Origin of the sequence: Enterobacter wuhouensis, from assembly GCF_004331265.1 — a bacterium.
In the GTDB taxonomy this organism is placed as follows: Bacteria; Pseudomonadota; Gammaproteobacteria; order Enterobacterales; family Enterobacteriaceae; genus Enterobacter; species Enterobacter wuhouensis.
Genome location: NZ_SJOO01000005.1, coordinates 135949 through 159432, shown reverse-complemented (window position 1 = coordinate 159432; position 23484 = coordinate 135949). Strand labels below are relative to the sequence as shown.

Sequence of the window (23484 nt, the reverse complement as noted above, 5' to 3'; positions counted from 1 at the left end):
CGCCGAAAGTTAATTAATTACCGTTAAATTCTTCCGGTAACTGTTCGGTGTGAATGAGGTAAATTTCTTAAAGGTCTTAATAAACAGGCTGGGGCTGCTGTAACCCGACTCGTAAGCAATATCCGTTACAGAGTAGTTCGTAATTTCCAGCTGTTTTTTAGCAAAGTTAATGCGGATCTCATTAATAATTTGCACAGGCGTTTTACGGTAATAGCGTTGAGTCGCGCGGGTGAGATATTCCTGTGATTTACCGGAGAGTGCCACCATATTTTCCAGCGCATTATCGCTGAACTGGCATTTGTCATGCATCATTTCAACGGTACCTCGCAGCCATTGAGGAATATCATCGCTCACCTGCTGCTCTTCGCGATGATGGCGAAGACGGTTCATCACGTAGAACGTCACGGTTTCAATAAATTCATCGAATTCATTATCGCGAAAGTTAAGCGAGGCAATCACCGTTTCGATCCAGGTCATAAACTCGTTTTTGACGCGATACACCTGAGACGCCACAAAGCAGAACGGTACCAGCGGCAGGTAGTGCTTCTCAAAGAAGCGTTTACTGACGCCAACGTTAAGAATGCGCGTGGCGCCAAATTCGTAAAAGCTCTGGTGATAGGACCCCATCGGCAGGAAGACAAAATCACCGCGCTCCAGCAGGACGCGCTTGCCGTTAATCTCCTGGTAGTAGCGGCCGGTCAGAACAATCGTGAACTCGTAGTAGTCATGCTGGTGCAGACCGCTGGCGCTCTCCGTCTTGTTGTAAATAACCACGTGAAAATTTTTGCCATTAAACAGCTGCTGCTCAAGTGCGGTTTTAATTTCCATCGTGCTGACCTCCTGCTGCTGAATCTGAGTTACTGCATTTTCTCGTGAAGCTCGATAAGCTCTGCCACCAGCTCGCGTGCCAGCATCGAGGTCATCAGGTGATCCTGGGCATGCACCAGCACCAGGCTTACCTTCATCTTCCCTTCACCCTGGTCACCTTCAATCAGCTTAGTCTGTACCAGGTGCGCTTCGTTCAGCGCGGTGCGGGACTGATCCATCATGGTTTTCGCAGCGGCGAAATCACCCTGTTTGGCCTGCTTCAGCGCGGCATAGGCCAGGCTGCGGGCCTGTCCGGAGTTGATGATAAGCCCCATCACCACCTCTTCCAGGTCGTTCTCTTCCGTCTCTTCTGCGACGATACTGTCCAGATCTAACATCTTTACGCTCCTTTTGGCCGGCGCGGGCTGCCCCGCGCCGTGCAATTTAGAATTTCAGTGCGAGGGCGATATCCTCTTCGCTCTCTTCTTCATCGATAACCGTTGCCGCTTTGTTCGCAATCGCCACGAACGGCATGTAGAGCAGCGTTGCAATCCCGAGGTTGAATATCGCCAGCAGGAAGGCGGCTACGCTACCGTTGGTGTTAAAGAACGCCCCCAGACCGGCCGGCATTGTCCAGGGTGCAATGTTAGTCACCGGCGGAATAATGCCCAGGTAGTACGCGGTCAGGGTAATCGCCGCCAGCAGCGGCTGAACCAGGATAAATGGAATGAACATGACCGGGTTCATGATGATTGGCAGACCAAACAGAATCGGTTCGTTAATCTGGAAGATGCCCGACGGCAGCGCCAGCTTCGCCACCTGACGGTGGTCAGCGCGACGAGAAACAATAAAGACCGCGATGATCAGACCCAGCGTCGCCCCGGTACCGCCCAGGAAGATATAGGAGTCAAGCATCGGCTTCGCCCACACATGGAAGGTTTTACCGGCTGCCAGCGCCGCATCAACGGAGCCATACTGCTGGTAGAGCGCAACGTTTTCCAGTGCCCACGGGGTCATGATACCGCTGTCCAGCGCCGCCAGTGCCAGTGAACCATGCACGCCGAAGAACCACAGCAGGGAGGTAAAGATGACATACGCCCACCCGACCACGCCCCCCATCGACGCCAGCGGCGTAGAGATGGAGTCCATAATGATCTGGTGGAAGTTAGTACCCCAGTGAGAGAGCGCCCAGGCAATAATCCCCATGATGGAAAGAATGATGAAGCCTGGAATCAACGCGGAAAATGAACGAGAAACGGACGCCGGTACGCTATCCGGCAGGCGGATAACCCAGTTGCGGCGAATAATAAAGGTAAACATTTCAGCAACCACTAACCCGATAACAATACCGGAAATAATGTTTGCTCCACCCAACCAGTTGGCGCCGACAGCATACGCTTCACCGACGCTATAAGGCGTCACGGTCATAAAAGCGGCCACGGATAATAATCCCGCAGCCAGCGGGTCCACTTTACGTTCTTCTGCCAGCGCCATCCCGATAAAGAAAGGCGCCATCAGCGACATAATCCCCAACGTACCGTTGTATACATTGCCGCCGATGGCTTTAAGACCGTTAAGGGTTTCAATAGTGGAAGCGTCTAACCGAATTCCTAATGAATAAAAGAAGGAACCTTCACCAAAGCTCAGAAAAACGTTGTTAATTAAAACGAACATTGCCCCGGCCAGCGTTAACGGCATTAATTTAATAAAGCCGTTTTTGATGGCATTAACGTGAGGCTGCTTTCCTATTTTAACAGCAAAAGGAAGGAGTACCTTTTCAAGTGAAGCGATGACTTTACTCATAGGAAAATACCCTTAAAAGCCGCAACTCAGGTTACGGCGTATTGTGTGTGAAATAACTCTTTGACGGGAAAAATAAAAAATTAATTAGCAGCTTTTTTAATTGCTGCGACAGCAGCTTTCAATACACCTAAACCATCGATCTTGCCGTACAGCGCCGAGTCGATCACTTCGACCGGTTTATTCGGTAACAGACGTTGAATTTCTGGCAACATGTAAGCGATCTGCGGCCCTAACAATACGACATCGGCCGTCTGGCCCTTTTCGCCCGCCAGCGTCTCAGGAAACGCTTCAATCACCACAGGGACTTCATACTTTTCGGCCTGCGCACGCATCTTGGAAACCAACAGTGAGGTTGACATGCCCGCAGAACAGAACAGATAAATATGTTTCTTTTCCATAGTAACTTCCCTCTTGTATGACCACCCGCCGTCGCGCTATCACTCGACTTGCTATCCCGGCTGACGGGCAGTTTGCTTAACATTGTTTGTCGTTGAAGTGAGTATACGCAATGGTACAAGGAGGGGATAATTCTGAACAGACGCAAATTGTCTCTCATTGACCTGGCTTGTTGACTACCTTCACATTTCGGGCAAATAATTCGCGCAAAGAAATAAGATTCAGGCAGGCATAAAAAAACCGGCGCTCGGGCCGGTTTTTTCATCTGCTCAGGCAAGCACGGTTACTGTGCTTTAGGTGCCTGTGGATCGGTATCGTACTCGGCACAGGTCTGGTAGCCGGAGTTGATCACGTGTCCCGTGTCATCCAGTGCCACAAAGTAAGTCTCTGCCTTACCATCACGTTGACCCAGGATATAGGTCTGGCAGGTGCCTTTGGCATGAATCATGGTCACTTCGGAAGAAGGTTTACCGGCAATCGCAGCAACCTGCGAACGGGTCATGCCTTTCTTGACGTCTTTAACCACTGGCTGTGTGAACTGATCCTTGGTGCGATCGTAAGCCGTACACCCTGCCAGCATAGTCAGTACCGCCGCTGCGCTTAAAATTCCTGCTACGTTCTTGTTCATATTCCGTCCTCTTGTTTATCAGCGTGTTATCTAAGCATGGGATAAAAAATACTATTGTTCAACTTTGCGAGTTCCGCCAGACGAATTTCGGAAAATTCTAATAAAACAACGATAAGCTGCTTTATTGGCGTAAATAAGCGCACACGAAACTGTGATCCTTGTCGTTTTCCCCCCAACGGGTTAGTTTTAAGAGATGACACGTTTTGTTTGATTCTGCATATGGAGGGCGTAATGGCTCTGCAACACGAGATTATTCAGGCGCTGGGCGCGAAGCCCGCGATAGACGCAAATGAAGAGATCCGCCGAAGCGTTGATTTTCTAAAATCCTACCTAAAAACAAATCCTTTCCTTAAGACGCTGGTGCTGGGCATCAGCGGCGGTCAGGATTCCACGCTGGCCGGCAAGCTTAGCCAGATGGCTATTACCGAATTACGTGACGAGACCGGCGACGCCGCGCTGCAGTTTATCGCCGTGCGCCTACCTTACGGCGTGCAGGCGGATGAACAGGATTGCCAGGACGCCATCGCCTTTATCCAGCCTGACCGCGTGCTTACCGTCAATATTAAAGGTGCGGTTCTGGCGAGCGAACAGGCCCTGCGCGAAGCCGGTATTGAACTGAGCGATTTCGTCCGTGGCAATGAAAAAGCGCGCGAGCGCATGAAGGCGCAGTACAGCATTGCCGGGATGACCAAGGGCGTGGTGGTGGGTACCGATCATGCAGCTGAGGCCCTCACCGGATTTTTCACCAAATATGGCGACGGTGGCACCGACATTAACCCCCTGTTCCGCCTGAATAAGCGCCAGGGGAAACAGCTTCTGGCGGCGCTGGGTTGCCCTGAGCATCTCTATAAGAAAGCGCCGACCGCCGATCTTGAAGACGATCGCCCTTCCCTGCCGGATGAAGCCGCGCTGGGCGTCACCTACGAGAATATCGATGATTATCTGGAAGGCAAACAGCTGGATGAGGGTACCGCCAAAATTATCGAAGGCTGGTATCTGAAAACCGAGCACAAGCGCCACACGCCCATTACGGTGTTTGACGATTTTTGGAAATAAACGCATCTCCACAAATTTATGAGAGCAGTGGACAATCCCCTCTCCCCTATGGGGAGAGGGTTAGGGTGAGGGGCAGCCGCCACCCGGCTCTTTTTTAACCAACGCACACCTGCTACACTGTATGTCTGAACAGTACATGGAGCACTATGTGAGCAGGCGTCAATCCGCCCCGCGTCTGGAGTTTGAAGCGGCGGCCATTTATGAATATCCCGAACATCTTCGCCCCTGGCTTGAAGCTCTGCCTAAGCAGCCTGGCGTCTACTTCTTTCACGGCGAGAGCGACACCATGCCGCTCTATATCGGCAAAAGCGTCAATATCCGCAGCCGGGTGTTATCCCACCTGCGAACCCCTGACGAAGCGGCCATGCTGCGCCAGTCCCGGCGAATCACCTGGATTCAGACCGCGGGCGAGCTGGGCGCGCTGCTGCTGGAAGCCCGGCTGATCAAAGAACAGCAGCCGCTGTTCAATAAGCGCTTACGCCGTAACCGCCAGCTCTGCTCGCTGCAGATTAACGCCGGTAAGCCTCAGGTGGTCTACGCGCGCGAAGTCGATTTTTCTCGTGAACCCAATCTGTACGGCCTGTTTGCCAACAAGCGCGCCGCGCTGCAGACGTTACAAACGCTGGCTGACGAATTACAGCTTTGCTATACCCAGCTGGGGCTTGAGGCCACAACGCGCGGACGCGCCTGTTTCCGCTCGGCGCTGAAGCGCTGCGCCGGAGCATGCTGCGGGAAAGAGAGTATCGACGCGCACCATGCGCGACTTCTGGCCGGGCTGGCCTCCATCAGCGTCAACTGCTGGCCGTGGGAAAGCGCCGTGGCGCTGAAAGAGAGCAGAGAGGGAATGACGCACTATCATATTATCCATAACTGGCTCTGGCTGGGGGCGGTTGATCGCATAGACGATGCCGCCAGCCTGCTGCGCGCACCCGCCGGATTCGATCAGGACGGCTATAAAATACTCTGTAAGCCTCTGTTAACCGGCGAGTACGAAATCATTCCACTCAGTGACCCGGCAGCCACTTAATTTCGCCAAATAGCAGGGTACCCACGCTTTCCAGCAAGCGAAGGGTGTGGGTTCCCTCTTCCCAGCAGGCTCCCTGATCGGCCGTCAGCAGTTTTTCACCGAGCTGCCACGCGCCGCTCAGGACGTAAACCACACCGCCGCGCGAGCCAAAGGTGGTAAAGGTTCGATCCGCCACCCGAACCTTTGCCTGACAGTGCTCGCGTCGGGTCATCACGTTGAAATCCATCGACATTTTTCCATCGGTAAGCAGCGCTTTTACCGGCACTTCGCCAGTAAAACTGTAAGGCTGATGGTGCTTCAGGGTATGGCAAAACGTTTTACCCGCATCCAGCGTCACCTCGCCCCCTTCCAGCAGCGTAATCACCCGGTCTACGCCCGGGAAAGACGAGAATTCACCGTTGCTGGCGATGGAAGCAATACTGGCGCGCCAGGAAAAATCGCGCGTCGCCGGAGGAAAACAACAAATTTCGCGCGTCTCGCCAGCGCCGTTGCGCCAGAGGCTGACCGGCATTTTACGGATATCAAAGAACTCCATCATCACTCCTGAAGGGCGCAACAGGCGCCAGAGCAACGGGATCGCACCGCTGCAGTCTCGATTGTTATGGTTAGGTAATCTCAGACGTATTATCGGCAGCAGAACGGGCAGGCCTTAGCAGGGCGTTGAAAAAAATATAACCGCCTGACTCTGCTAAACATTCTCTGAAGCGACCACAGGAGAATACCGCGCTGGCGGCGGCATACAAGGGGGGATGAAAGAAAAACCGCCGGTCCTGTCCACAGCGTTTTCGCTTATGTGAACAGGATCCCGGCGGTCTTAAGAGCGTGAACCGATTATTCGGCTGGTGCTGGCATTTTACCTTCCGGCGCCGGACGTTCTGTCAGACGCTTCTCAAAATTGGCATTAAACTGTTTTTTCTGTTCCGTGGTCAGAATGTTGTAGATCTTATTCTGGGTTTCCATACGGGCCAGCATACCGGCTTTATGCTGCTCGGCCATTTTGTCGATCTGCGCTTCAGCCTTCGCTTTATCGAAGCTGTCGCTGGCGATGATGTCATGCATCGCGCGGCGTTCTTCCAGCGGTGGACGCTTCATCTGGTCGCGCTGGCTTTTCATGATGTCGCGAACCTGCTGCTTCTGCGCATCGGTGAGGTTCAGGTCTTTGAACATCATGTCGTGATGCATACCCGGCTTGCCTTTATGATGCATCATCATTTTGCCTTCAGCAGGCGCGGCAGTCGTGGTTGCGGTATCTGCGGCGAACGCCATGCCGGTAGCGCCCAGAGCCAGGGTAGAAGCAACAAACAGTGCAGTTAATTTACGCATAATGTATTTCCTTACTTTCAGTTATTCTTCGGCGCTATGCCGTGTTGACGATATTAACTTTACGGGGTTTATCGTCAATTAGTCAGAGCAACGGTAAAACAATGAAAGTGTAAAAAACACATTTTCGCCAAATGTGGAGAAATTAAGGAAAAAACGTGGAGAGTTGAAACAAGAATATACAACAAGATGATTTTAAAGAGATTATGAAGAAGTATAACCAGGTGGCGTTTAATAATAAAGCAGTTAACCAGGAATATTCTGCAAAAGAAGCGTAACCGCGCTAATCGCTAAGAAAATAATTTACCGGCATCCCCTCTCAGGTATCGAAAGGGGATGCTGTCATCACATTTTTTCCAGCATCAGCCCCGCCCGCAGGCCAAATGCCACCGACGGGTTGGGGAAAAGAACATATTCCGTGGTTTTCTGCACCTCGTAACGCTCCTCCCCATCTTCCGCCAGCAATACCCCCTGACGAAACGGCGTGAAGTTTAGCGTGTGCGCCGCCATGTGTAGGCGAAACGCATCGCTGCGTCGCGTGATCTGCTGCACAACCCGATAACGCTCGACGGCCCCATGGGCGTAGTCTGACGTCGTGTCCGCCAGCAGGGCTCGAAGCGCAGCGTGCGTCGGCGCAAAGCGCGCGAGATCGTTCTGTCCGAACGGCAGCGCTTTTCCCAGCTCCAGCGTGCAGGCTAATGCCCCAAAATTTTCACAGGTAAAATGGGTAAACGTGCCGCCGGGCGCCTGATGAAATACCAGCGCCTCCAGTCCCGCATCGCCGAGCCAGGTCAGAAAATCTTCGTCCCACGGCTGATTACGCTGCGGCAGCACGCCGAAGCGCACGTGGTAAGAGGCGCGGATCGCCGTATGCAGATCCAGATGCCAGCGGCTTTTACCCGCAGCATCAAAAAACGTTTCCACCGCGCTTTCCAGCCAGCGCGCCCGCGCCGTTTCCTCACATTCCGGGAACTGCGCCCAGCGACCGCCGAACATTCGGTTAATGTCGCTCGTCAGGTAGCGTTTGTTCTGCGCCAGCGCGGGCGGATTCCCCAGCACCACCAGCACCCTGCACCGCAGTGCGATATCCTCGCGATACAGCGCCCGCAGCAGCAGGTCGACAATTTCCACGGGGGCCGTTTCGTTGCCGTGAATGCCGGTAGAGAGCAGGAGCGACATCCCGGTTGCCGTAAACGGCGTCAGCTCGAGTACGCCGCGCCCCAGCCACCGCCAGTGGAACGAGGGGCCGTCGCCCTCGCGCTGTTCAGGGGCGTTATCCGCCAGCGTCAGCGCCAGTAAATTTTCCATTTTCTCTCCTTAGCGCTGGAACGGATAAACCGATCCCAGCTGCAGGATCGTGCTTAACGCATCCAGTGCCTCGCGTCCTTCACGCAGAAGCTGCGGGTCAACCAGATCGGCCTGGGTTAAGCGATCCCGATAGTAGCGATCGACCCAGTCGTTCAGCCGCGCAAAGAGCGTATCGTTCATCATGACCGCCGGGTTTACCGCCTGCATTTCGTCCTGCGTCAACACCACGCGCAGACGTAAACAGGCTGGCCCGCCGCCGTTGGCCATGCTTTCACGCAGATCAAAGACGCGCAGCTCATCAATCGGGTTATCGGCTTGGACCAGTTCGCTCAAATAACGCCACACGCCCTGATGATTACGGGACTCCTGCGGCAGCACCAGCATCATGCTGCCATCGTCACGGCTCAGCAGCTGGCTGTTGAAGAGGTAGGTTTCTACCGCATCCTGTACGCTCACCGCCTGTGTGGGTACCTGAATCGCCGTAAAACCGGGTACGCGCTCATGCAGTGTGGCAAGCAGCCTCTCCTGATGCGCAAACGCCTGTTCATGACAGAACAGCACCTGCCGGTTGGAGACAGCAATCACGTCGTTATGGAATACGCCCTGGTCGATCACCTGCGGGTTTTGCTGGGCAAAAACCACCTGGGAAGGATTAACCTGGTTTAGTCGGGCTACCGCCTGGCTCGCCGCCAGCGTCTGGCGTGCAGGATAGCGCGTGGGCGCGTTGTGACCGCCCTCTTCCCGCCCGTAGATAAACAGCTGCACGGCAGGATCGCCATAATCACCGCCCAGCCGGTTGTGGTTGGCCGCCCCTTCGTCGCCAAACATCGCCACCTGCGGCAGGGCCTGATGCACCTCGAAACGGGCGTCATTCTGGAAAATGGCGCGCAGGACGCGCTCGGTGGTTTCGGCTTCGGTGGCGCGGTGGAATTTGTTGTTCAGGTTCGCGACGGTCAGATGGACCTTGCCATCCAGCGTATCCGCTGACGGCGCGACGGTTGCCGCGTTTGCTACCCACATCGAGGAGGCGGAACTGGCCGCCGAAAGCAGGTGCGGCGTCTGCGTACCCGCTTTTTCCACCACCTGCTCATCCGTACCGCTAAAACCGAGCTGGCGCAGCACGGCGACGTTCGGGCGCTCCTGCGGCGGGATCACCGCCTGCGGGAAGCCGGCATCCGACAGCGCCTTCATTTTCAGCAGCCCCTGCTTTGCCGCCAGCTTTGGGTTCGAGACCTGAAAGCGGTGCTTCGTCGAGGCTTCATTACCAAACGACAGACCGGCGTAGTGGTGCGTCAGCCCCACCAGCCCGTCAAAGTTAACCTCACGCGCTTTCATGGGCGTCTCCCCTGGTAAAATCCAGCCCCGGATTGAGCGTTTCCGGCAGCGTCAGCGCCGGGGTTTCCAGGCTCGCCATCGGCCACGCGCAGTAATCTGCCGCATACCACGCGCTGGCGCGGTGGTTCCCCGATGCGCCCACGCCGCCGAACGGCGCGGTGCTCGCCGCGCCGGTCAGCGGTTTATTCCAGTTCACAATCCCGGCGCGCGCTTCCAGCAGGAGTTGCTCAAACTTCTCGCGATGAGGCGAAATCAGCCCGCTCGACAGGCCGTAGCGGGTGTTATTCGCCATCGCAATAGCCGCATCAAAATCGTCGTAGCGCCAGACGCACAGCAGCGGGCCGAAGACCTCTTCATCCGGCACGTTGCCTGCCGCGCTCATTTCAATAATGCCCGGCGTCAGCAGCGACGTACCCGCCTGCACCTGCTTTGGCTCCAGCAGGGTTTTCGCCCCGCGCGCAACGTGCTCCTGCCAGGCCTTCAGCACGTTCAGCGCCGCCTGCTCGGAGATCAGTCCGCCGATAAACGGCTGCGGATCGGCATCCCATTTTGCCGGTACCAGCCGCGCGCTCACCTCTAACAGACGCTTCAGGAACGCATCCCCCTGTGCGCCGCGCTTCACCAGCAGGCGGCGGGCGCAGGTGCAGCGCTGTCCGGCGGTAATAAAGGCCGACTGAATGGTCAGATGCACGGCGGCGTCGATATCATCGGGATCTTCCACAATCAGCGGATTGTTGCCGCCCATTTCGAGCGCCAGGATTTTTTCCGGCTGCCCCGCCAGCTGGCGATGCAACTGGTAGCCCGTACCGGCGCTGCCGGTAAACAGCAGGCCGTCGATATCGTTCAGCGCGCTCAGCGCCTGCCCGGTTTCACGACCGCCCTGCACCAGGTTCAGCACGCCCGGCGGCAGGCCCGCCTGCTCCCAAAGTTTTACCACCGCTTCACCCGTGAGAGGCGTTAGCTCGCTCGGTTTGAAAATAACGGTATTCCCCGCCAGCAGCGCGGGCACAATGTGCCCATTCGGCAGGTGGCCGGGGAAGTTATACGGGCCAAACACCGCCAGCACGCCGTGCGGACGGTGGCGCAGCGTCGCCGCGCCGTCCGGCATCTCGGTCAGCTGTTCCCCGGTGCGGGTATGGTAGGCCTTCACCGAAATGGCGATTTTATTGATCATCGCCGTTACTTCTGTGGTGGCTTCCCAGCGCGGCTTGCTGGTTTCGGAGGCAATGATGCGCGTGAGCTCGGCTTTATTCGCCTCCAGCAGTCCGGCAAATTTTTCGACAATCGCCTGGCGAGCGGAGAACGGCTGTTTCGCCCAGGCAGGAAAAGCGCGGCGAGCGGCATGGCAGGCCTGTTCTACCTGCGCGACGCTGGCGTCACTTCCCTTCCAGAGCACCTCTTTACCCACCGGATTGGTTTTTACCCGCGGCTCGCCTTCGCCCGTAACCCAGTCACCGTTAATCCATAAAGTCATGCTGTTTTCTCCTCGGGGCAGAGTCGCACCAGGCGAACCATGTCGCCGGCGTTACATTTCAGGGCGTCCAGCTGCGCCGCGGTCAGGACCAGGCGCTCGCATTTTGGGTTGGTCCGCACCAGCATGGCGCGGAAATTGTCATAATGTTCGTTAGAGACCAGGCACGCTGGCCACTCGCCCGGCGCGGGCTGTCCTTCAGACACGCTCACCAGACGGCTCTTGCGGATGGCGCGCACGCGGTCAATGTCACACTCAAGCGTTGGGCCGCCGTCAAAAATGTCGACGTAGTTACGGTAGCGGAACCCCTCTTTTTCCAGCACAGCGCGGGCTGGCGCAGTTTGCGGATGGACTTCGCCAATTACCGCCTGCGCTTCCGGGGTGAGGAAATGGGTATAGATAGGATGTTTCGGCATCAGCTCGGCGATAAAGGCTTTTTGTCCGGTACCGCAGAGATAGTCCGCCCGGCTGAACTCCATGGAGAAGAAGCGCTCGCCCAGGCTTTCCCAGAACGGGGAGTAACCCGTCTCATCGATCACGCCGCGCATCTCGGCAACGACTTTTTCATTAAAGCGGTCGCGGAAGGCGGCCATAAACATAAAGCGCGATTTGGAGAGCAGATAGCCGTTGCCCTCCTTGCGCCACGCCGGGTCGAGGAACAGCGTGCACAGCTCGCTGGCGCCGGTATGGTCGTTACAGAGAAAAAGGGTTGGCAGCGCGTTATAGACGTTTAGCTCTTTCGAGGCGTGAACCATGGTGCCGACGCGGTAGTTGTACCACGGGTCGTTCAGCCCTACGGCCACTTCAATGGCGCAGATCCCGGCCACGGTGCCGGTATCAGTCTCTTCCAGCACGAACACGTATCCCTGCTCGCTTTTTGGCAACGTCCCCTGCCAGGTCTGCAGGGCGCGCTCAATGCGCGCCGACAGCGTGGTTTCATCGGCAGGAAGCGAGGTCAGCCCGCCTCCCGTCTTTCCGGCAAGCTGCATGAGCCCGGCGAGATCGCCGCGCTCAACGGGACGGATAACCATCATGATGACACCCCGGACTTCACCTGTTCGCAGGCCAGCGCAAAACGGTCTAATCCGGTTCTGACCTCTTCTTCGCTCACGATCAGCGCAGGGGCAAAACGCACCACGTTGGCACCGGCAATCAGCACCATCACGCCCATTTTTGCGGCTTCCTGTGAAATAAGTTTAGCTTTTCCGGCAAACTCAGGCGCCAGCTCGCAGCCAATCAACAGCCCAAGACCGCGGATCTCTTTGAACAGCCCCGTCTTGCCGTTAATGGCGTTCAGGCGCTCAACAAACCAGTCGTGGCGCTGCTTCACGCCGTTCAGGACTTCCGGCGTATTGATGATATCGAGCACCTGCCCGGCCACGGCGGAGGCCAGCGGGTTGCCGCCGTAGGTGGTGCCGTGGGTGCCCACGGTCATCACGCTGGCGAATTTATCCGTGGTCAGCATCGCCCCAATCGGGAAGCCGCCGCCCAGCGCTTTAGCGGTCGACAGCACGTCCGGCGTCACGCCGTAGTGCATGTAGGCGTACAGCTCGCCGGTGCGGCCCACGCCGGTCTGCACTTCATCGAAAATCAGCACCGCATCATGGCGATCGCACAGATCGCGCAGCCCCTGCAGGAAGGCTTTTTGTGCAGGAAGCACGCCGCCCTCGCCCTGCATCGGCTCAACGATCACCGCGCAGGTGGTGTCGTCAATCAGCTCGCTGGCGGACTGCAAATCGTTATAGATGGCGTGGCGGATATCCGGCGGCAGCGGGGCGAAATCCTGCGAGTAGGAAGGCTGACCGCCCGCGCTCACGGTAAACAGCGTGCGCCCGTGGAAGGCGTTTTTGAACGCCACGATGCCGCTCTTGTGTGTGCCAAATTTATCGTGCGCATATTTGCGCGCCAGCTTCAGCGCCGCTTCGTTGGCTTCCGCCCCCGAGTTACAGAAAAAGACCTTTTCGGCAAACGTCGCGTCGATCAGTTTTTTGGCCAGACGCAGCGCCGGTTCGTTGGTATAGCCGTTGCCGGTATGCCAGAACTTCGCCGCCTGGTCATTCAGCGCCTGACGCAGCGCCGGGTTAGCGTGCCCCAGCGCGTTAACCGCAATCCCGCCCGCAAAGTCGATATACTCTTTGCCCTGCTGATCCCACAGGCGCGAGCCTTCACCACGAACCGGAATAAAAGCCGCAGGTGCGTAAACCGGCATCATCCATTCATCGAAATTTTCACGCGTAATTGACAGAGACATAGCGACCTCATCCGGTAAATAAAAGGTTGTTTAAATGTTAAATAATTGAGTGTTTGCACTGTGAATGTAGATTGCACGCTTCGTGCCAGCCAGCGATAAAAATGCATAAACGGGGATGGGCGACAGAATATCAACAGGTTACGATATGGAGTTATTCACTGTTATTGCATAAAAAGTGAATATTTTTACGGTAAGCGGCGCTTTGCCGCATGAAAATCAGAAAGACTATGCACAGGCCAAATATAATTCTGGAATTGTGATCGCTCGCGAAATTTATCGGTCGTTTACGCCCCATCCGGGGGCGATGCGCGTCAGAATGGTGCAAATATTGCACCAACGGCATTATCTGTCGCAGTAATTGGATGAAGCGGATAACAGACGGGATAATTTCTGCTACCATCCATGCACTATTCACCTTGCATTGGCAGCGACTATGAAATTTGTCTCTTTTAATATCAACGGCCTGCGTGCCCGCCCTCACCAGCTTGAAGCGATTGTTGAGCAACATCAGCCCGATGTGATTGGCCTGCAGGAGACAAAGGTTCACGACGACATGTTCCCTCTCGAAGAGGTGGCAAAGCTCGGTTACAACGTCTTTTACCACGGTCAGAAAGGTCACTATGGCGTTGCGCTGTTGACCAAAGAGACGCCGGTGTCGGTTCGTCGCGGTTTTCCGGGCGATGATGAAGAGGCCCAGCGCCGCATCATCATGGCCGAGATCCCTTCTCCGCTGGGCAATATCACCGTGATCAACGGGTATTTTCCACAGGGTGAAAGCCGCGACCATCCGACCAAATTCCCGGCTAAAGCGAAGTTTTATCAGGATCTGCAGAACTACCTGACAACGGAATTAAAGAAAGAGAACCCGGTGCTGATCATGGGCGACGTGAACATCAGCCCGACCGATCTGGATATCGGCATTGGTGAAGACAGTCGCAAACGCTGGCTGCGCACCGGGAAATGTTCCTTCCTGCCGGAAGAGCGCGAGTGGATGCAGCGCCTGCTGGACTGGGGCCTGGTGGATACCTTCCGTAGCGCGAACCCTGAAACGCAGGATCGCTTCTCGTGGTTTGACTACCGTTCAAAAGGCTTTGACGACAACCGCGGCCTGCGCATCGACCTGCTGCTGGCAAGCGCGCCGCTGGCAGAACGCTGCGTCGAAACCGGGATCGACTACGCTATTCGCAGTATGGAAAAGCCGTCCGACCACGCGCCGGTGTGGGCTAAATTCAAGCTGTAATTCCGCGTGAACATAAAAAAAATACTCTTCCTGTGCGCCCTTCTGGGCGCATTTTTACTGGCATTCACGCTATTGCCACCGGGCACGCTCTCGCTGGAGGCGGTAAAAACGCATCATCTGGCGTTAATGACGCATGTCGAACAACATCCGCTGCAAAGCCTGATTCTCTATTTTGCGCTCTACGTCGTGGTTTCTGCGCTCTCAATACCCGGGGCCGCGATCCTCACCCTGCTCGGCGGCGCGCTCTTCAGCCTGTGGCAGGGCATAATCGTTGTCTCTTTCGCCTCTACGCTTGGCGCGACGCTGGCGATGCTCGCCAGCCGTTATCTGCTGCGCGACTGGGTACAGCAGCGCTTTTTATCGCAGATGACTACCGTTAACGCCGGCATGGCGCGCGACGGTGCAGGCTATCTTTTTGCCCTTCGCCTGATGCCCGCATTTCCGTTTTTCCTGGTGAATCTCCTGATGGGGCTGACGCGCATTCGGGTCCGCCGCTACTGGTGGGTGAGCCAGATCGCCATGTTACCCGCAACGATTATCTTTCTGAACGCCGGGCGGGAGCTGGGAAACCTGACGTCGCTGCGTGATATTTTGTCGCCGGGAATGCTATTCGCCTTTACACTGTTGGGGTTATTACCTCTGGTCATTCGCTGGCTGCTTTCCCGCTATATCCCTTCTTCCTATAAGTGAGGCATTATGCGCCGTGTGCGTTTTTGCATGTTTTTGACAGCTTTGCTGGTGGCAACTCCGGCATTTTCAGCAGACAGCTGGCAATCCATTCAGCAAGAGGCCAAAGGCCAGACCGTGTGGTTTAACGCCTGGGGCGGCGATCGGGCCGTCAATAGCTACCTCGACTGGGTTAGCGGCGAGGTGAAAACGCACTACGCCATCAATCTCAGGATCGTTCACCTGGCGGATGCCGCAGATGCCGTTAAGCGCATCCAGACAGAACATGCTGCCGGGAAAACCCAGAACGGTTCGGTCGATCTTTTATGGGTGAATGGCGAAAATTTCCGTACCCTGAAGGCGTCGAACCTGCTGCAAACCGGCTGGGCGCAGGCGCTGCCCAACTGGCGATACGTCGATACGCGTAAGCCGGTCACGGAAGATTTCGCTATCCCGACCGAGGGTGCAGAATCCCCGTGGGGCGGCGCTCAGCTGACCTTCATCGCCCGCGAAACCAGCACGCCGACGCCGCCTGCCGATCCGCAGGCGCTGTTGGCTTACGCCCGGCAACATCCCGGCAAGGTGAGCTACCCGCGTCCGCCTGATTTTACCGGGACAGCATTCCTGGAGCAGCTGCTTATCACGCTCACTCCGCAGCCGGCTGCGCTAAAAAAAGCGCCCGATGACAGCTTCGGGCAGGTGACCGGGCCGCTGTGGGCCTATCTGGACGCGCTGCATCCCCTGCTGTGGCGAGAAGGCAAAGACTTTCCACCGTCACCCGCCCGGATGGATGCCCTGCTTGCCGGCGGAAGCCTGAACCTGTCCCTGACGTTTAACCCCTCCCACACGCGGCAGAAGGTCGCCAGCGGTGAGCTGCCCGCCGATAGCTACAGCTTTGGCTTTCAGGACGGGATGATAGGCAACGTGCATTTCGTCGCCATTCCGGCCAATGCCAGCGCCAGCGCGGGGGCGAAGGTGGTCGCCAATTTCCTGCTTTCGCCGCAGGCGCAGATCCGCAAGGCCGATCCTGCCGTCTGGGGCGATCCGAGCATCATTGACGCCCGCACCCTGCCCGCAGATGAGGCGAAAGCGCTACTCGCCCATACGCCCGCCGGGCTACCGGCCATTCTTCCTGAACCCCACGCCGCATGGGTTAACGCACTGGAGCAGGAATGGCTTCGCCGCTACGGCACCCGCTGAGCTGGCTCATAGCCATAGCGATAGCGGCCATCTATCTGCCGCTTTTCCCTGCGGGCGTCATGCTGGCGGTGCCGGCGCTTTCGCTGGCGAACTGGCAGTCCCTGTTTGACGATCCGCAGCTGCCGCAGGCGCTCGCCGCTACGCTGGTCTCCACGCTGATTGCAACGCTGGGCGCGCTGGTGATTGCCCTGGGCTGCATCGCCGCGCTCTGGCCAGGCGAACGGTGGCGTCGCCTGCATACCCATCTCCCCTGGCTGCTGGCCGTTCCCCACGTCGCGTTTGCCACCAGCGCGCTGCTGATGTTTGCCGAGGGCGGCGTGCTTTATCAGATCTGCTCTTTCTGCTCGCCCCGGCTCGATCGCTACGGCATCGGGCTCGGGTTGACGCTTGCCGTCAAGGAGAGCGCCTTCGTGCTGTGGGCCATTTACGCCGCGCTGCCCGAAACGCGGCTGGGGCAACAGAACGTGGTATTACAAACCCTGGGCTACGGTCGCCTGCAGCGGCTGTGCTGGCTGATGCTGCCTACCGTTGCCCCTGCGCTGGGCGCGGTGATGCTGGCGGTACTCGCCTGGTCACTTTCGGTTGTGGATGTATCCCTCATTCTTGGGCCGGGAAATCCCCCGACGCTGGCGGTGCTGGCGTGGCAATGGCTCAGCCAGGGCGATGCGCAGCAGCAGGCAAAGGGGATGTTGCTGTGCCTTCTCTTGCTCCTGCTGCTGGCCCTGCTCGCCGCGCTGGGCTACGGCGCGTGGCGCCTCTGGCGGCGCACGTTACCCAATCTTTCCGGCATCCGTCGTTGCTCAACCGTCGCGATCCCGGAAAAGTCGCTCTCCTGGCTGCTGCCCGGATGCGGGATAATGTGTGCAGTCATTCTGCTTTTCCTGGCGCGACGGGCGTCTTTCGCGTACGACCTTGTGACCACCAGCCTCGCGCTGGGCCTGCTTTCCAGCCTGCTGGCGCTTGGGCTGATCTTCGTCTGGCTGGAGTGGGGGCCACCGCGCGGCGCGCTGTGGGTCTGGCTGCCGCTCGCCCTTCCCGCGCTGCCGCTGGTCTCCGGGCAATATACCGTCGCCTTAGCGCTTGGCATTGACGGGCAGTTTATCGCCGTCCTCTGGAGCCACCTGCTGTGGGTGTTTCCCTGGATGCTGCTGATCGTGCAGCCGGCCTGGCGCAGGCTCGATCCGCGCCTTATCCTTACCGCCAGAACGCTCGGGTGGCGACGCGCTAAGCGGTTCTGGCTGCTGAAATGCCCCCTGCTTGTGCGCCCGGCCCTGCTGGCCTTTGCCACCGGTTTTTCGGTGAGCATGGCGCAGTACATGCCCACGCTCTGGCTCGGCGCAGGACGTTTCGCCACCCTCACGACGGAGGCCGTTGCATTGAGCAGCGGCGGCAGCGTTCCCGTACTCGCTAACCGGGCGCTGGGGCTGCTGCTGATCGCCGGGTTTATATTTGCCGTCGCCGCGCTGCTCTCCCGGCTCGCGGGCCGTTATCGACGAGGATTACGTTAATGCTGGAAGTGAAAAACCTGACCATTACGCCACTCTTTCACGGGGTGAACTTTAGCGTTCAGGCAGGGCAGATCGTTACCCTGATGGGCCCCTCCGGCAGCGGAAAATCAACGCTTTTCACCTGGATGGTGGGGGCACTTTCCGCGGACTTTCAGGCACAGGGCGAACTGTGGCTGGACAACCGGCGCTGCGATACGCTCCCGGTAGAAAAGCGCGGGATCGGCATCCTCTTCCAGGACGCCCTGCTGTTCGATCACTTCAGCGTCGGGCAAAACCTGATGCTCGCGCTCCCTTCGCGCGTAAGCGGGCGCGCCCGCCGGGAAACCGTTGAGCAGGCGCTACGCTCTGCCGGGCTTGAAAACCACTATGGCGGCGATCCTACTACGCTTTCGGGGGGAGAACGCGCCAGGGTAAGCCTGCTGCGCGCCCTGCTTGCCGAACCGCAGGCGCTACTGCTTGATGAACCGTTCAGCCGTCTCGATAAAACGCTTCGCGCCTCGTTTCGGACGTGGGTGTTTGACGTCATCCGTGCACGTAATATTCCAGCGGTGTTGGTCACGCATGACGAGGAGGATATTCCGCCCGGCGGCGAGGTGATTGCGGTTTCTCGCTGGCAATAATGTGCTAACGCAATGTTTTCCGTTCCGGGAGAGACGACAATGCCCCCCTCTTTAACTGACGTCAGGTTTTTCGATGAAACGTGTTTCTCAACTGACCGCGCTGGCCATGCTTTGCGGCCTCGCCTCATTTTCCTCTCTGGCGGCTGATATGCCCCATACCCTTACGCTGGCTCAGCTGCAAGCGCAACAGGGCGCTGCGATCGACACCCGTATCAGCGCCTATTACAACGGCTGGCCGCAAGGGCCCGGCGGAACCTCCGGGCATGAACCTGCCGCGCTAAACCTCTCCGCCAGCTGGCTTAGCGCAATGAGCGACGAACAGCTCTCTGGCTGGGCGAAGCAGCACCGGCTGACGCCATCCTCAGCGCTCGCCCTGTACGGTAACGATGCAGACAACCGGGCGGTAAAAAACCGTCTGGAGAAAGCCGGATTTTCTCATGTCTCGCTTCTCAACGATGCCCTGCAGGCTCCGGACCGTTTGCAGCGGCTGGCGCATTTTGAACAGCTGGTCTATCCGCAGTGGATCTCCCGGCTGCAGCAGGGCAAGCCGGAAACTGCCGCGCCTGCGGGCGACTGGAAGGTCATTGAAGCCGCCTGGGGCGCGCCGAAGTTTTACCTGCTCAGCCATATTCCGGGCGCAGGCTATATCGACACCAACGAGGTCGAGAGCGAGCCGCTGTGGAACAAGGTTTCTGACGACAAGCTGAAGGCGCTGATGGCGAAGCACGGTATCCGCCACGATACCACCGTCATTCTGTACGGTCGCGACGTCTACGCCGCCGCGCGCGTGGCGCAGATTATGCTCTACGCGGGCGTGAAGGATGTCCGCATTCTCGACGGCGGCTGGAAGGCATGGTCCGACGCAAACCTGCCGGTCGAGCGCGGGATGCCAGCAGACGTGAAGCCTGCGCCTGAATTCGGCGCACCAATCCCCGGACAGCCGCAGCTGATGGTCGATATGGCGCAGGCGCGCGGCATGCTTCACCGCAAGGATGCTTCGCTGGTCAGCATCCGCTCGTGGCCGGAGTTTATCGGTGAAACCAGCGGCTACAGCTACATCAAGCCGAAAGGCGAAATTGCCGGGGCGCGCTGGGGCCACGCGGGCAGCGACGCCACGCACATGGAGGATTTCCATAACCCGGACGGCACCATGCGCAGCGCCGACGATATTGCCGCCATGTGGAAGACCTGGAATATTCTGCCGGAACAGCACGTGGCGTTTTACTGCGGGACCGGCTGGCGCGCGTCGGAAACCTTTATGTACGCACGCGCCATGGGCTGGCAGAACGTCGCGGTCTATGACGGCGGCTGGTACGAATGGAGCAGCCACCCGCAGAACCCGGTATCCACCGGCGAACGCGGGCCCGAAAGTTCTCTCTAAGGGGTGAGCGACCTCAGCGTCACGTAACCGCTCCAGATGCGCGTTGTGGTGGTCAGCCAGCACAGCGCGCCAAACGCCCACGCAAGCAGCGCGAAGTGCGCCGGAAACAGGCAGCACAGCACAAACAGCGCGATGGTCTCCGTTCCCTCCGTTAACCCGCCGATGTAGTAAAACGACTTGTGCGCATAGCCGGGGTTATCGATGTTATGCTTCGCCGCCAGCGCCGCAAAGGCCAGAAAGCTGCTGCCGGTGCCGATAAACGCAAACAGCAGCCAGGCCGCGGCCAGCGCATTCTCTGCGGGTGTCGCCAGGGCAAAGCCAAACGGCACCAGGGCGTAGAACAGAAAGTCGAGCGCGATATCGAGAAAGCCCCCCGCGTCAGTCAGGCCTCTGCGCCGTGCGAGCGCGCCGTCCAGACCATCCAGCAGGCGGTTCAGGACAATCGCAATCAGCGCCGCCGGATACCAGCCCAGCGCCAGAAACGGCAGCGCAAGCACGCCGATAGCAAACCCGGTGAGGGTCAGTCCATCCGGCGAAATGCCGGGTTTATCCAGCACGGATGCCAGGCGGTTAAGGGCGGGCTTTAGGCGCGGGTGCAGGTGACGATCAAGCATGGGGTTTCTCTTTAAACGTGGCGCAAAGCCCCTGCGCGGGAATATCGAGCGCGGCGTTAAAGCGCGCGGAGAGATTCTGAAACGCAATCAGGGCCGTCATTTCGGTAATGGCGTCATCGGTAAAGTGGCGTTTGAGCCGTGCTTTTATGTCGTCATCCACCTGCGGCGGCGTGGCGGTGACCGCCTCGGCAAACGCCAGCGCGGCGCGTTCTTCATCGCTGAACAGCGTGCTCTGGTGCCAGCCGCTGACGGCCTGGACCTTATCCAGCGTTCCCGAGCGCTCGGCCAGCCGCAGGCTGTTGGCATCGATACAGAATGCGCAGTGGCACAGCTGCGAGACACGCGTCATCAGCAGCGAGCGCAACGCGGGGCTGAGGCGCGCCTGACGACGCTCCAGAAAGCCCACAAACAGCGCCACCAGCCAGAACAGACGCGGCATGCGCCCCCACCAGCGCGTAGGGTTAAGCACCGCGCCGAAGCGTTTTTTCTGCATAGCGGCAATCGGTTTTAGGCTGGACGGAAGGGTTTCGATGGGGTTAACCCAGGTGGATGTCTCTTTCACCTGATTCTCCTGATGGCTGGACTCTTTGAAAGGGCACGATACTATGTCTTTTTTTGCTATCAAGTATTGACGACCATGCTGAAAACACTCGATGTCGTTGCCGCCATCATCGAAAAAGACGACAACATCTTACTGGCACAGCGCCCTGCCCATGCCGATCAGCCCGGCATGTGGGAATTTGCGGGCGGGAAAGTCGAAGCCGGAGAAACCCAGCCCGAGGCCCTTATCCGCGAACTGCGTGAAGAGTTGGGTATTGAGGCGCAGCCCGCGCAATACGTCGCGAGCCACCAGCGCGAGGTGTCGCAGCGGTTAATCAACCTGCACGCCTGGCACGTTCCCGCGTTTAGCGGAAAACTGACGGCGCACTACCACAGCGCCCTGGTATGGTGTACGCCGGAAGAGGCGTTCGCCTACGACCTGGCCCCGGCGGATATTCCGCTGCTTGAAGCCTTTATTCTTTTACGCGACGCCAGACCAGCGGGTTCGTGCTGATGGTGCGTTCATCGCGCTGGCACTGGAGTAACACGCCGTCCGCTTTTACCACGGCCCCCTCCGAATAGTTCTTATCCTGATAGATGCAGCACTGGTTACAGGGCTGCGCGCGCTGGCCGCTGGAGCTAAACACCTCCGGCGGCACGTTCACTTCCACGTCCGGACGAATGCGATCGGCCTGAGCGCCTGCGGTAAACATCAAACATAACGCGGTCATCACGTAGCGGTTCATAGACTTATCTTCCTGTTGTGTCCTGATACTGACTATAACGGTAATCCAGGCCAGAACCTTTAATTTATCTCGTCATCGTTTTTTGTTATGACGCAACCCGGCTCATTAATTTCCCTTTCGCCCTGCATTTCTGCTTGCCTCGCAAAGCGGTGCGGGTGGTATAGTCAAAAAAACAACACATAACATCTACGCATGATAAGAGGTTCTTATATCTATGGATCAGACACGCTCTCTGGAAAGTTTCCTTGCCCACGTTCAGCAGCGCGACCCGCACCAAAGCGAGTTTGCCCAGGCCGTACGCGAAGTCATGACCACCCTGTGGCCGTTCCTTGAAGAAAATCCGCGCTATCGTCAAATGTCCCTGCTTGAGCGTCTGGTTGAACCCGAGCGCGTCATCCAGTTCCGCGTGGCGTGGGTAGACGATCGCAACCAGGTGCAGGTCAACCGCGCGTGGCGCGTGCAGTTCAACTCGGCCATCGGCCCGTTTAAGGGCGGGATGCGTTTCCACCCCTCCGTAAACCTGTCGATCCTGAAATTTCTCGGCTTTGAGCAGACGTTCAAAAACGCCCTCACCACGCTGCCGATGGGCGGCGGCAAAGGCGGCAGCGATTTCGATCCAAAAGGCAAAAGCGAAGGCGAAGTGATGCGTTTCTGCCAGGCGCTGGTCACCGAGCTGTATCGCCACCTCGGTCCGGACACCGATGTGCCTGCCGGTGATATCGGCGTGGGCGGTCGCGAAGTGGGCTTTATGGCCGGGATGATGAAAAAGCTCTCCAACAACAGCGCCTGCGTCTTTACCGGCAAGGGGCTGTCGTTTGGCGGGAGCCTGATCCGTCCGGAAGCCACCGGATACGGCCTGGTCTACTTTACCGAAGCGATGCTCAAGCGCCATGGTCTGAGCTTTGAGGGGATGCGCGTGGCGGTTTCCGGCTCCGGCAACGTGGCGCAGTACGCCATCGAAAAAGCGATGCAGTTTGGCGCCCGCGTGGTCACCGCCTCTGACTCCAGCGGCACCGTGGTGGATGAAGCCGGCTTTACGGCAGAAAAACTGGCGCGCCTGTGCGAAATCAAGGCCAGCCGCGACGGCCGCGTGGCGGATTACGCCCGCGAGTTTGGCCTGACCTATCTGGAAGGCAAACAGCCGTGGGCGGTGCCGGTGGACATTGCCCTGCCGTGTGCGACCCAGAACGAACTGGACGTGGAAGCCGCCCGCACGCTTATTGCCAACGGCGTGAAGGCGGTGGCGGAAGGGGCAAACATGCCAACCACCATTGAAGCGACCGACCTCTTCCTGGAGGCGGGCGTGCTGTTTGCGCCGGGTAAAGCGGCAAACGCAGGCGGCGTGGCAACCTCCGGCCTTGAGATGGCGCAAAACGCCGCGCGTATGGGCTGGAAGGCCGAGAAGGTGGATGCGCGTCTGCACCACATCATGCTGGATATTCATCATGCCTGCGTGGAGTACGGCGGTGAAGCGTCGCAAACCAACTACGTGCGCGGCGCAAATATCGCCGGGTTCGTGAAGGTGGCGGATGCGATGATTGGGCAGGGTGTGATTTAAGGTTTATAT

25 protein-coding genes are annotated in these 23484 nt (G+C 57.9%); 10 read left to right on the top strand and 15 right to left on the bottom strand.

What is annotated here, in order from left to right; genetic code table 11:
- Positions 1 to 9 precede the first annotated feature (9 nt).
- The 5 genes from chbR to osmE all read right to left on the bottom strand — a co-directional run bounded on the left by chbR (position 10) and on the right by osmE (position 3634).
- On the bottom strand, positions 10 to 852 hold the full coding sequence (gene chbR, locus E0L20_RS13455) for a transcriptional regulator ChbR (RefSeq protein ID WP_131634379.1): 843 nt from the start codon (positions 850 to 852) through the stop codon (positions 10 to 12).
- Between the two features lie 5 nt (positions 853 to 857).
- On the bottom strand, positions 858 to 1205 hold the full coding sequence (gene chbA, locus E0L20_RS13450; protein ID WP_131634378.1) for a PTS N,N'-diacetylchitobiose transporter subunit IIA: 348 nt from the start codon (positions 1203 to 1205) through the stop codon (positions 858 to 860).
- Between the two features lie 46 nt (positions 1206 to 1251).
- Complete coding sequence (gene chbC, locus E0L20_RS13445; RefSeq protein WP_010430146.1) at positions 1252 to 2610, bottom strand: PTS N,N'-diacetylchitobiose transporter subunit IIC; 1359 nt, start codon at positions 2608 to 2610, stop codon at positions 1252 to 1254.
- Positions 2611 to 2690: 80 nt separating this feature from the next.
- Positions 2691 to 3008: a PTS N,N'-diacetylchitobiose transporter subunit IIB gene (gene chbB / locus E0L20_RS13440; protein WP_032677965.1), complete on the bottom strand. Its 318-nt coding sequence runs from the start codon at positions 3006 to 3008 to the stop codon at positions 2691 to 2693.
- A gap of 281 nt (positions 3009 to 3289) precedes the next feature.
- Complete coding sequence (osmE, locus tag E0L20_RS13435) at positions 3290 to 3634, bottom strand: osmotically-inducible lipoprotein OsmE (RefSeq protein ID WP_010430142.1); 345 nt, start codon at positions 3632 to 3634, stop codon at positions 3290 to 3292.
- A gap of 231 nt (positions 3635 to 3865) precedes the next feature.
- On the opposite strand from osmE, the gene nadE reads away from it, so the two are divergent.
- Together nadE and cho are read left to right on the top strand one after the other, a co-directional pair.
- The gene (gene nadE / locus E0L20_RS13430) at positions 3866 to 4690 is read left to right on the top strand and encodes an ammonia-dependent NAD(+) synthetase (RefSeq protein WP_131634377.1); all 825 of its coding nucleotides are present in this window, start codon (positions 3866 to 3868) and stop codon (positions 4688 to 4690) included.
- A 148-nt stretch (positions 4691 to 4838) separates the two neighbouring features.
- The gene (gene cho / locus E0L20_RS13425) at positions 4839 to 5717 is read left to right on the top strand and encodes an excinuclease Cho (protein WP_207389450.1); all 879 of its coding nucleotides are present in this window, start codon (positions 4839 to 4841) and stop codon (positions 5715 to 5717) included.
- On the opposite strand, the gene ves is transcribed toward cho, so the two are convergent.
- The 7 genes from ves to astC all read right to left on the bottom strand — a co-directional run bounded on the left by ves (position 5695) and on the right by astC (position 13402).
- Positions 5695 to 6252: an environmental stress-induced protein Ves gene (gene ves, locus E0L20_RS13420; protein ID WP_131634516.1), complete on the bottom strand. Its 558-nt coding sequence runs from the start codon at positions 6250 to 6252 to the stop codon at positions 5695 to 5697. The two genes, cho and ves, sit on opposite strands and share 23 nt — an antisense overlap.
- A gap of 296 nt (positions 6253 to 6548) precedes the next feature.
- Positions 6549 to 7040 carry an ATP-independent periplasmic protein-refolding chaperone Spy gene (spy, locus tag E0L20_RS13415; RefSeq protein ID WP_131634375.1) on the bottom strand — a complete coding sequence of 164 codons (492 nt, stop codon included), beginning with the start codon at positions 7038 to 7040 and terminating at the stop codon, positions 6549 to 6551.
- Positions 7041 to 7382: 342 nt separating this feature from the next.
- Positions 7383 to 8345, bottom strand: coding sequence for a succinylglutamate desuccinylase (gene astE / locus E0L20_RS13410; RefSeq protein ID WP_131634374.1), 963 nt, complete (start codon positions 8343 to 8345; stop codon positions 7383 to 7385).
- Between the two features lie 9 nt (positions 8346 to 8354).
- The gene (astB, locus tag E0L20_RS13405) at positions 8355 to 9680 is read right to left on the bottom strand and encodes an N-succinylarginine dihydrolase (RefSeq protein WP_131634373.1); all 1326 of its coding nucleotides are present in this window, start codon (positions 9678 to 9680) and stop codon (positions 8355 to 8357) included.
- Positions 9667 to 11154 carry a succinylglutamate-semialdehyde dehydrogenase gene (gene astD, locus E0L20_RS13400; protein ID WP_131634372.1) on the bottom strand — a complete coding sequence of 496 codons (1488 nt, stop codon included), beginning with the start codon at positions 11152 to 11154 and terminating at the stop codon, positions 9667 to 9669. The genes astB and astD overlap by 14 nt, the downstream gene beginning before the upstream one ends.
- Entirely contained in the window at positions 11151 to 12185 is a 1035-nt protein-coding gene (gene astA / locus E0L20_RS13395; protein WP_131634371.1) for an arginine N-succinyltransferase, read from the bottom strand. Before astA ends, astD begins: the two co-directional genes overlap by 4 nt.
- Positions 12182 to 13402 carry a succinylornithine/acetylornithine transaminase gene (gene astC / locus E0L20_RS13390; protein WP_131634370.1) on the bottom strand — a complete coding sequence of 407 codons (1221 nt, stop codon included), beginning with the start codon at positions 13400 to 13402 and terminating at the stop codon, positions 12182 to 12184. The genes astA and astC overlap by 4 nt, the downstream gene beginning before the upstream one ends.
- A gap of 433 nt (positions 13403 to 13835) precedes the next feature.
- Here astC and xthA point away from each other — a divergent pair, with 433 nt between their 5' ends.
- The 6 genes from xthA to E0L20_RS13360 all read left to right on the top strand — a co-directional run bounded on the left by xthA (position 13836) and on the right by E0L20_RS13360 (position 20017).
- Positions 13836 to 14642: an exodeoxyribonuclease III gene (gene xthA, locus E0L20_RS13385; protein ID WP_131634369.1), complete on the top strand. Its 807-nt coding sequence runs from the start codon at positions 13836 to 13838 to the stop codon at positions 14640 to 14642.
- A 6-nt stretch (positions 14643 to 14648) separates the two neighbouring features.
- Positions 14649 to 15332 (top strand): TVP38/TMEM64 family protein, encoded by a 684-nt coding sequence (locus E0L20_RS13380; protein WP_131634368.1) that lies wholly within the window; start codon positions 14649 to 14651, stop codon positions 15330 to 15332.
- Positions 15333 to 15359: 27 nt separating this feature from the next.
- Entirely contained in the window at positions 15360 to 16508 is a 1149-nt protein-coding gene (locus E0L20_RS13375) for an ABC transporter substrate-binding protein (protein WP_427854508.1), read from the top strand.
- Positions 16481 to 18016, top strand: coding sequence for an ABC transporter permease family protein (locus tag E0L20_RS13370; RefSeq protein ID WP_131634366.1), 1536 nt, complete (start codon positions 16481 to 16483; stop codon positions 18014 to 18016). Before E0L20_RS13375 ends, E0L20_RS13370 begins: the two co-directional genes overlap by 28 nt.
- Entirely contained in the window at positions 18016 to 18636 is a 621-nt protein-coding gene (locus tag E0L20_RS13365) for an ATP-binding cassette domain-containing protein (RefSeq protein WP_131634365.1), read from the top strand. The genes E0L20_RS13370 and E0L20_RS13365 overlap by 1 nt, the downstream gene beginning before the upstream one ends.
- Positions 18637 to 18709: 73 nt before the next feature.
- Complete coding sequence (locus E0L20_RS13360) at positions 18710 to 20017, top strand: sulfurtransferase (RefSeq protein WP_131634364.1); 1308 nt, start codon at positions 18710 to 18712, stop codon at positions 20015 to 20017.
- On the opposite strand, the gene E0L20_RS13355 is transcribed toward E0L20_RS13360, so the two are convergent.
- Both E0L20_RS13355 and E0L20_RS13350 read right to left on the bottom strand, forming a co-directional pair.
- Complete coding sequence (locus E0L20_RS13355) at positions 20014 to 20631, bottom strand: CDP-alcohol phosphatidyltransferase family protein (protein WP_131634363.1); 618 nt, start codon at positions 20629 to 20631, stop codon at positions 20014 to 20016. The two genes, E0L20_RS13360 and E0L20_RS13355, sit on opposite strands and share 4 nt — an antisense overlap.
- The gene (locus E0L20_RS13350) at positions 20624 to 21193 is read right to left on the bottom strand and encodes a carboxymuconolactone decarboxylase family protein (RefSeq protein WP_131634362.1); all 570 of its coding nucleotides are present in this window, start codon (positions 21191 to 21193) and stop codon (positions 20624 to 20626) included. Before E0L20_RS13350 ends, E0L20_RS13355 begins: the two co-directional genes overlap by 8 nt.
- A gap of 75 nt (positions 21194 to 21268) precedes the next feature.
- Here E0L20_RS13350 and E0L20_RS13345 point away from each other — a divergent pair, with 75 nt between their 5' ends.
- Positions 21269 to 21685: a pyrimidine (deoxy)nucleoside triphosphate diphosphatase gene (locus tag E0L20_RS13345; protein ID WP_131634361.1), complete on the top strand. Its 417-nt coding sequence runs from the start codon at positions 21269 to 21271 to the stop codon at positions 21683 to 21685.
- Here the strand turns inward: E0L20_RS13345 and E0L20_RS13340 are convergent.
- Positions 21645 to 21917 carry a YnjH family protein gene (locus E0L20_RS13340; RefSeq protein WP_131634360.1) on the bottom strand — a complete coding sequence of 91 codons (273 nt, stop codon included), beginning with the start codon at positions 21915 to 21917 and terminating at the stop codon, positions 21645 to 21647. The two genes, E0L20_RS13345 and E0L20_RS13340, sit on opposite strands and share 41 nt — an antisense overlap.
- Positions 21918 to 22131: 214 nt before the next feature.
- Here E0L20_RS13340 and gdhA point away from each other — a divergent pair, with 214 nt between their 5' ends.
- Positions 22132 to 23475, top strand: a complete 1344-nt coding sequence (gdhA, locus tag E0L20_RS13335; RefSeq protein WP_131634359.1) for an NADP-specific glutamate dehydrogenase — start codon at positions 22132 to 22134, stop codon at positions 23473 to 23475.
- Positions 23476 to 23484: the final 9 nt, after the last annotated feature.

Bases quoted from the DNA above. Each gene is read 5' to 3' on its own strand.
- E0L20_RS13360 (WP_131634364.1), top strand. From the start codon at position 18,710: ATGAAACGTGTTTCTCAACTGACCGCGCTGGCCATGCTTTGCGGCCTC.
- E0L20_RS13345 (WP_131634361.1), top strand. From the start codon at position 21,269: ATGCTGAAAACACTCGATGTCGTTGCCGCCATCATCGAAAAAGACGAC.
- spy (WP_131634375.1), bottom strand. From the start codon at position 7,040: ATGCGTAAATTAACTGCACTGTTTGTTGCTTCTACCCTGGCTCTGGGC.
- E0L20_RS13365 (WP_131634365.1), top strand. From the start codon at position 18,016: ATGCTGGAAGTGAAAAACCTGACCATTACGCCACTCTTTCACGGGGTG.
- xthA (WP_131634369.1), top strand. From the start codon at position 13,836: ATGAAATTTGTCTCTTTTAATATCAACGGCCTGCGTGCCCGCCCTCAC.
- E0L20_RS13355 (WP_131634363.1), bottom strand. From the start codon at position 20,631: ATGCTTGATCGTCACCTGCACCCGCGCCTAAAGCCCGCCCTTAACCGC.
- astB (WP_131634373.1), bottom strand. From the start codon at position 9,680: ATGAAAGCGCGTGAGGTTAACTTTGACGGGCTGGTGGGGCTGACGCAC.
- chbA (WP_131634378.1), bottom strand. From the start codon at position 1,205: ATGTTAGATCTGGACAGTATCGTCGCAGAAGAGACGGAAGAGAACGAC.
- E0L20_RS13370 (WP_131634366.1), top strand. From the start codon at position 16,481: ATGGCTTCGCCGCTACGGCACCCGCTGAGCTGGCTCATAGCCATAGCG.
- chbC (WP_010430146.1), bottom strand. From the start codon at position 2,610: ATGAGTAAAGTCATCGCTTCACTTGAAAAGGTACTCCTTCCTTTTGCT.
- astE (WP_131634374.1), bottom strand. From the start codon at position 8,345: ATGGAAAATTTACTGGCGCTGACGCTGGCGGATAACGCCCCTGAACAG.
- gdhA (WP_131634359.1), top strand. From the start codon at position 22,132: ATGGATCAGACACGCTCTCTGGAAAGTTTCCTTGCCCACGTTCAGCAG.
- astA (WP_131634371.1), bottom strand. From the start codon at position 12,185: ATGATGGTTATCCGTCCCGTTGAGCGCGGCGATCTCGCCGGGCTCATG.
- nadE (WP_131634377.1), top strand. From the start codon at position 3,866: ATGGCTCTGCAACACGAGATTATTCAGGCGCTGGGCGCGAAGCCCGCG.
- chbB (WP_032677965.1), bottom strand. From the start codon at position 3,008: ATGGAAAAGAAACATATTTATCTGTTCTGTTCTGCGGGCATGTCAACC.
- osmE (WP_010430142.1), bottom strand. From the start codon at position 3,634: ATGAACAAGAACGTAGCAGGAATTTTAAGCGCAGCGGCGGTACTGACT.
- E0L20_RS13375 (WP_427854508.1), top strand. From the start codon at position 15,360: ATGTTTTTGACAGCTTTGCTGGTGGCAACTCCGGCATTTTCAGCAGAC.
- ves (WP_131634516.1), bottom strand. From the start codon at position 6,252: ATGGAGTTCTTTGATATCCGTAAAATGCCGGTCAGCCTCTGGCGCAAC.
- astD (WP_131634372.1), bottom strand. From the start codon at position 11,154: ATGACTTTATGGATTAACGGTGACTGGGTTACGGGCGAAGGCGAGCCG.
- astC (WP_131634370.1), bottom strand. From the start codon at position 13,402: ATGTCTCTGTCAATTACGCGTGAAAATTTCGATGAATGGATGATGCCG.
- E0L20_RS13340 (WP_131634360.1), bottom strand. From the start codon at position 21,917: ATGAACCGCTACGTGATGACCGCGTTATGTTTGATGTTTACCGCAGGC.